Origin of the sequence: Mycolicibacterium arseniciresistens (assembly GCF_030519285.1) — a bacterium.
Lineage (GTDB): Bacteria > Actinomycetota > Actinomycetes > Mycobacteriales > Mycobacteriaceae > Mycobacterium > Mycobacterium arseniciresistens.
Genome location: NZ_JAUMSQ010000376.1, coordinates 1 through 6,664, shown reverse-complemented (window position 1 = coordinate 6,664; position 6,664 = coordinate 1). Strand labels below are relative to the sequence as shown.

At 71.3% G+C, this 6,664-nt stretch carries 7 protein-coding genes; 3 read left to right on the top strand and 4 right to left on the bottom strand.

What is annotated here, in order from left to right:
• Positions 1-147: 147 nt before the first annotated feature.
• Entirely contained in the window at positions 148-981 is an 834-nt protein-coding gene (locus Q2100_RS28670) for an LLM class flavin-dependent oxidoreductase (protein WP_302916760.1), read from the bottom strand.
• A 102-nt stretch (positions 982-1,083) separates the two neighbouring features.
• Between Q2100_RS28670 and Q2100_RS28665 the strand changes: the two genes are divergently transcribed.
• Together Q2100_RS28665 and Q2100_RS28660 are read left to right on the top strand one after the other, a co-directional pair.
• Positions 1,084-1,848, top strand: coding sequence for an SDR family NAD(P)-dependent oxidoreductase (locus Q2100_RS28665; RefSeq protein ID WP_407667711.1), 765 nt, complete (start codon positions 1,084-1,086; stop codon positions 1,846-1,848).
• Positions 1,845-2,789, top strand: a complete 945-nt coding sequence (locus Q2100_RS28660) for a phosphotransferase family protein (RefSeq protein ID WP_302916761.1) — start codon at positions 1,845-1,847, stop codon at positions 2,787-2,789. Before Q2100_RS28665 ends, Q2100_RS28660 begins: the two co-directional genes overlap by 4 nt.
• A gap of 3 nt (positions 2,790-2,792) precedes the next feature.
• On the opposite strand, the gene Q2100_RS28655 is transcribed toward Q2100_RS28660, so the two are convergent.
• The 3 genes from Q2100_RS28655 to Q2100_RS28645 form a co-directional block, all read right to left on the bottom strand.
• Positions 2,793-4,088: an acyl-CoA dehydrogenase family protein gene (locus tag Q2100_RS28655; protein ID WP_302916758.1), complete on the bottom strand. Its 1,296-nt coding sequence runs from the start codon at positions 4,086-4,088 to the stop codon at positions 2,793-2,795.
• A gap of 25 nt (positions 4,089-4,113) precedes the next feature.
• Positions 4,114-4,893 carry an enoyl-CoA hydratase/isomerase family protein gene (locus tag Q2100_RS28650; protein ID WP_264011799.1) on the bottom strand — a complete coding sequence of 260 codons (780 nt, stop codon included), beginning with the start codon at positions 4,891-4,893 and terminating at the stop codon, positions 4,114-4,116.
• 121 nt (positions 4,894-5,014) lie between these two features.
• Complete coding sequence (locus Q2100_RS28645) at positions 5,015-5,368, bottom strand: ArsR/SmtB family transcription factor (protein WP_264011800.1); 354 nt, start codon at positions 5,366-5,368, stop codon at positions 5,015-5,017.
• A 72-nt stretch (positions 5,369-5,440) separates the two neighbouring features.
• Between Q2100_RS28645 and Q2100_RS28640 the strand changes: the two genes are divergently transcribed.
• Positions 5,441-6,664 (top strand): heavy metal translocating P-type ATPase (locus tag Q2100_RS28640; protein ID WP_302916757.1); only part of this gene is annotated, 1,224 nt, incomplete at its 3' end.

Sequence of the window (6,664 nt, the reverse complement as noted above, 5' to 3'; positions counted from 1 at the left end):
CCCCTCGGCAGTCCGCCGCCCGCGGCGGCGTGCGCGCCTGCGGTGACGACGGTCGAGCAGACGCCGACCAGCCCGCCGCGCACCCAGCGCGCACGGGAGACCGGTGTGCTCACCCGCCGAACGTTACCGCCACCACTACTACGACACCTAGTAGTGGTGCGCGGCCAGGACCGTCTCGCCGAATTCGCGGACGGTGTCCGGCGCGGCGAAGTCGGCGAACCACACGTAGAAGCGCTGCGCGCCCTGCTCGGCCAGCGTGCCGAAGTGGTCGGTGAGATCAGCGGCGTCGCCGCACACCAGCCCGGAGCCCAGGTGCCCCCAGCGGCGCCGGCTCTTCTCGATGACGGCGTCGCGGTCGGCGTCGCGGCCGACGAAGCCGACCATCTGCTGCACCGACGCCCGCGCGGCGCCGATCTGCGGCAGCAGTTCCGGGAGCCGGTGCACGTAGCCGGCGGGCAGGTTCCACCAGTCCGCATGCTCACGCACCAGGCCGAGCATGCGCGGCCCGACGCCGCCGAGCAGCAGCGGGATCGGGGCGCTCGGGACGGGCTGCTGGTCCCCGGCCCAATACCGCTTCAGGTCGGCCAGCGTCTGCGCGAGCGCGGCCACCCGCTCGCGTCCGGTGGCGGTGCCGAACCCGAACCGCGCCAGCTCGTCGGGCATCGACCCGGAGCCCAGGCCGAGCTCGAACCGGCCGCCGGAGGCCTCGGCCAACGTGACCGCCTCCTTGGCCAGCGTCGCCGCGTGCCGGAACGGGTCGCACAGCACCAGGTGCCCGACCCGCAGGCGCTCGGTGCGGGCCGCCACCCAGGTCGCGGTGATCATCGCCTCCCAGATCGGGCTGTCGGGCGCCATCGGGGTCTCGAGGTGGTCGAGCATCGCGATACCGGTGAAGCCGCTCGCCTCGGCCACCCGGGCCCGCATGACGATGTCGTCGATGCCCTGCCTGCTCTGCGGTAGGTACAGCCACCATTCCGGCATGTTCGCTCCTTCTCGACCGCCCCGAGGGTAACGTCATTCTCGTAATTGGATAAGGCGTTCTCGGATCGGGAGGTGGGCGCGGTGACGGGACGTTGTGCCGGCATGGTCGCGTTGGTGACCGGCAGCAGCAGGGGCCTCGGCAGCGCGATCGCCCAGCGGCTGGCCGCCGAGGGCGCCGTGGTCGCGCTCACCGCCCGCACTGCCGAACCGGACCCCAAGTACTCCGGCTCGCTGGTCGAGACGCTCGAGAAAATCACCGCCGCAGGGGGATCGGCGATCGCGGTCGCGGCCGACCTCTCCCAGCCCGAGGATCGCGAGCGGATGTTCGCCGAGGTCGTCGACCGCGTCGGCGCGCCGGACATCCTGGTGAACAACGCAGCGGTGACGTTCCTCCGCCCGCTCGACACGTTCCCCGAGCGGCGGGTGCGGCTGATGATGGAGATGCACGTGTTCGCGCCGCTGCACCTGACCCAGCTGGCCATCCCCGCCATGCGTGAGCGCGGCCGCGGCTGGGTGCTCAACCTGACGTCGGTCGGCGGTGACCTGCCCGACGGGCCGCCGTTCTCGGAGTTCGACCGCAGCGCGGGGTTCGGGATCTACGGCACCGCGAAGGCGGCGCTGAACCGGCTGACCATGAGCCTGGCCGCCGAACTGCACGCCGACGGCATCGCCGTCAACGCCGCCGCCCCCACCAACCCCGTCGCCACCGAGGGCGCCGGGGCGCTGGACCTGGCCAAGGTGGACACCGAGGACATCTCGCTGATCACCGACACCGCACTGGCACTGTGCACCGGTGACCCCGCCACGCTGACCGGCCGGATCGCCCGCACCCAGTCGTTCCTTCGGGAGATCGGGGCACTGTCCTGACCCTGCCCGACGGGCTCGCCGACCGGCTGGCCCCGCGCGGCGTCTCCGGTCTGCGACCGCTGGCGGGCGGTGCATCCAGCCTCACCTTCGCCGGTGACCTCGACGGCCGTCCGGTGGTGGTCAAGGTGGCGCCGGCGGGCGTGCCGCCCACCGCCCACCGCGACGTGCTTCGCCAGGCCCGCATCATCTCCGCGCTCGGTCCGACCGCGGTGCCGGTGCCCGAGGTGCTGCTGGCGGACGCGGGCCATCCGCCCGAGGTGCCGCCGCTGTTCGTGATGAGCCGCCTGGCCGGTGAGAGCTTCGAACCGCTCTTCGACGCGCCCGGTGGGACGGCGGACGATATTGTGGCGCAACGGTTTCGGGATGCGGCCCAGGTGCTGGCGGCGCTGCACCGGCTGGCGCCCGCAGATCTCGGGGCCGACGGTGAACCGGTGGTCGGCGCCGCGGCGGAGATCGACCGCTGGTGTGCGACGCTGCAGACGGTTGACCGGTCACTGGCGCCGGACTGGCCGGACACGGCGGAGGCTCTGCGCTCCGGGGTGCCCGCGCCGATGGGTCCGGGCATCGTGCACGGCGACTTCCGGCTGGGCAATCTGCTTGCCGTCGACGGTTCGGTGACCGGGGTGATCGACTGGGAGATCTGGTCGGTCGGCGATCCGCGCATCGACCTGGGCTGGTTCCTGGTCAACGCCGACCCGGCCACCTACTCCCGGCCGTCACCTCACGTCGGCGCGGTGCCGTCGCGCGACGAGCTGCTCGAGCGGTACGGCGCGGTGTCCGACGTCGCGTGGTTCATGGCGCTCGCCTGCTTCAAGTCGGCGGCGACCTGGGGCCTCATCGTCAAGCACAATCGCAGGCGCACCACGCCACGACCGGAGCTCGAGGCGATGGCACCGGTACTGCCGGGACTGCTGGCACGGGCGCGGGCGCTGCTGGCGTGACGGTCAGCCGCGCGGGAGGCCAGCGAGCCGGTCGGCGAACTTGGCTTCGGCGGCGTCGCGCCGCCGGAGCAGGTGCTCGGAGGGAAACAGGTCGGGCGACGGTTCGACGTCGCGCAGCAGCTGCCGCGCCAGCGTCACCTTGTGCACTTCGGTCGGCCCGTCGGCCAGCCCCAGCACGAACGACTCGGTCATGTACTGCACGAACGGCATCTCGTGCGAGGTGCCCAGCGACCCGTGGATCTGCAGCGCCCGCGCCGACACGTCGTGCAGCACCTTCTGCATCATCGCCTTGACCGCCGAGATGTCGGCCCGCACCGCCTTGTAGTCGTTGTACTTGTCGATCTTCCAGGCGGTCTGCAGCGTCAGCAGGCGGTAGGCCTCGATCTCCATCCACGAGTCGGCGATCATCTCCTGCACCATCTGCTTGTTCGCCAGCACCTCGCCCTGGGTGTGCCGCGACACCGCGCGTTCGGTGATCATGTCGAAGATGCGCCGCACCAGCCCGACCGTGCGCATCGCGTGATGGATGCGGCCGCCGCCGAGCCGGGTCTGCGCGACCACGAACGCCCCACCCCGCGGGCCCAGCATGTGATCGGCGGGCACCCGGACGTTCTCGTACCGCACGTAGCCTTCCCGGCCGCCGCCCAGCGGCTGGTACCCGAGGCCGACATCGCGCAGCACGTTGATGCCGGGTGTGTCACCCGGCACGACGAACATCGAATAACGTTGATACGGCGGGGCATCCGGGTCGGTCATCGCCATGACGATGATGAAGGACGCCATCGACGCGAACGACGAGTACCACTTCTCGCCGTTGATCACCCAGTGGTCGCCGTCCTCGACCGCGGTGGTGGTGAACACCTTCGGGTCGGCACCGCCCTGCGGTTCGGTCATCGAGAAGCAGGAGATGATGCGGTTGTCGAGCAGCGGTTCGAGGTAGCGCGCCTTGAGCTCCGGTGTGCCGTAGTGCGCCAGGATCTCGCTGTTGCCGGAATCGGGTGCCTGCGAACCGAAGACGATGGGCGCGCACTCCGAGCGGCCGAGGATCTCGTTGAGCAGCGCGAGCTTGACCTGGCCGTGGCCCGGCCCGCCCAGGTGTGGTCCGAGGTGGGTGGCCCACAGCCCGCGGTCCTTGACGATCTGCTGCAGCGGCGGGATGAGAGCCTGGCGCACCGGGTCGTTGAGGTCGTGCGACTCCTTGACGACGTAGTCGATGGGCTCGCACTCGGAGCGCACGAAGTCCTCGACCCATTCGAGCTCAGCAGCCCACTCCGGGTCGGTGCAGAAATCCCAGGCCACGCGATGTCCTTCCGTCGAACTGTGGTTACGACCACTTCTGTCTGCGTGCCGCCGCGTCATCGGTGGCGTGGGTGAGCACCTGGTTGCGGTTCTCGAGTTCGAGGGCTGCGTGCAGATCACCGGCATCGGTGTTGACGTGCAGTGCGCGCTTGGTCAGCTGCACGCCCAGCGGCGACAGGCCGGCGACGGCCGCGCCGAGGTCGAGCGCACGGTCGAGCAGTGCGTCGGGTTCGACGAGCTGGCTGATCAGGCCGCGGCGGTCGGCTTCCTCGGCCGTGACGGTGCGGCCGGTCAGCATCCAGTCGGCGGCGACGCTGGTGCCGACGATGCGCGGCAAGTGGTAGCTCATCCCCATCTCGGCGCCGGACAGCCCGAGCAGGATCGCGGCGTTGCCGAATGTCGCTGTGGTGGAGGCGATCCGGATGTCGGAGGCCAGGCACAGTGCCAGGCCCGCGCCGACGCAGGGGCCGTTCACCGCGGCGATCACCGGCTGGGGGAGGTCGCGCACGGCGGTCGGCAGCGCCGCCATCGATTCCTGGAAGCGCAGCCGGTCGATGGCCGGGTCGTCGGCGGTGACGGTGCCCGGTCCGAAGTCGCGGACGTCGATACCGGAGCAGAAGCCGCGGCCGCTGCCCGTCAGCACGACGGCGTGCACGGTGGTGTCGGTGGCCAGCGCGGCGAGCGTCTGCAGCAGTTCGTCGCGCATCACACCGTTGACGGCGTTGAGCCGCGCGGGCCGGTTCAACCGGAGCAGCGCCACACCCGGGCGGGGCACGTCGAGGGCGAGCGTTGTGGTGATGAGCACTCCGGGGGAAGACGGATTCGCGGTCGAGGAGAATCGTATTCTCTGCGCGTCGCGCGGTGCAACGGCGGTTACGCCGGAGGCGGCCGGGTTGCGGGACAACCCGTATCCGCCCTACAGCTGATCAGGCGGTGGTGTCGCGCGCGCCGAGCCGGAGGTGCTCGATGTGGTAGACCGCCTCGTCGAGCAATTGGGCGACGTGGTTGTCGTAGAGCCGGTAGACGATGTTGCGGCCGTTGCGGTCGCCGGCCACCAGGGCCAGCGCCCGCAGCAGCCGCAGTTGGTGCGACACGGCCGGCTGCTCCATGTCCACGGCCGCGGACAGCTCGGTCACCGTGCAGGGCGACTGGCGCAGCCGGGTGAGAATGCGCAACCGGTTGGGGGAGGCCAGGGCCTGCAGCGTCTCGGCGATCATGGCGGCCGACGACGCGTCGAGTGCGGCCGGTGGTGCCGACCGGCCCTCCACGCCATGACCCATGCGTTCATTGAAACACGGGTCCACCCGGACAGATGACACATGTAGACCTGTACATGTATACATCTAGGCGTGATGACGACTGCAGAAGCCGCCGCACCCACCCGCAGCGAGCCACCGGCCGGCTGGCGCGCCGCCTGCTGGTCGGTCGCCTCGGTGCGCTGGGCGACGGTCGCGCTCGGTCTGTTCGCCGCCGGCGCGGTCGCCCAGCTCGCCGGCCTGCCCGACGCCGTGTGGTGGACGCTCTACCTGGCCTGCTACGTCACCGGCGGTTGGGCCCCGGCGCTCGAGGGCCTGCAGGCGCTGCGGGAGCGGCGCCTCGACGTCGACCTGCTGATGATCGTCGCGGCGATCGGCGCTGCCGCCATCGGGCAGATCTTCGACGGCGCGCTGCTGGTCGTCATCTTCGCCACGTCCGGGGCGCTGGAGGACGTCGCGACCGGACGCACCAGGGACTCGGTGCGCAGCCTGCTGAACCTGGCACCCGAACGCGCGGTGCGCGTCGGTCCCGGCGGCACCGAGACGGGGGTGTTGGCGGCCGATCTCGCCGTCGGCGACGAGGTCGTGGTCCGGCCGGGGGAGCGGATCTCGGCCGACGGGACGGTGACCGAGGGCGCGTCCGACGTCGACCAGGCGTCGATCACCGGTGAGCCGATGCCGGTCACCAGGGCGCCCGGCGACGAGGTGTACGCGGGCACCCTCAACGGGCCGGGCGCACTGCGGATCCGGGTCAGCAGGGGACCGTCGCAGACCGTGGTGGCCCGCATCGTGGCGATGGTCGCCGAGGCCTCGGCCACCAAGGCGCACACCCAGCGGTTCATCGAGAAGGTCGAACAGGGCTACTCGGTCGCGGTGGTGGTCGCGACCACCGCGTTGTTCGCCGTGCCGCTGCTGGCCGGCGCCGATCTGCAGTCCACCCTGCTGCGCGCGATGACGTTCATGATCGTGGCGTCGCCGTGCGCGATCGTGCTGGCCACCATGCCGCCACTGCTCTCGGCGATCGCCAACGCGGGCAGGCACGGCGTGCTGGTCAAATCGGCGGTCGCGATGGAGCGGCTCTCCGACACCACCGTGGTGGCGTTCGACAAGACCGGGACGCTGACCCACGGGACACCGACGCTCACCGAGGTGACGGCGCTGGACGGCCGCGGCGCCGACGACCTGCTGCGGTGCGCCGCGGCCGCAGAGCAGTACAGCGAGCATCCGATCGGTCGGGCGATCTTCGCCGAGGCCCGCCGCCGCGGTCTGACCGTTCCCCGGTCACACGGCTTCCGGGCGCTGCCGGGCCGCGGGGTGAGC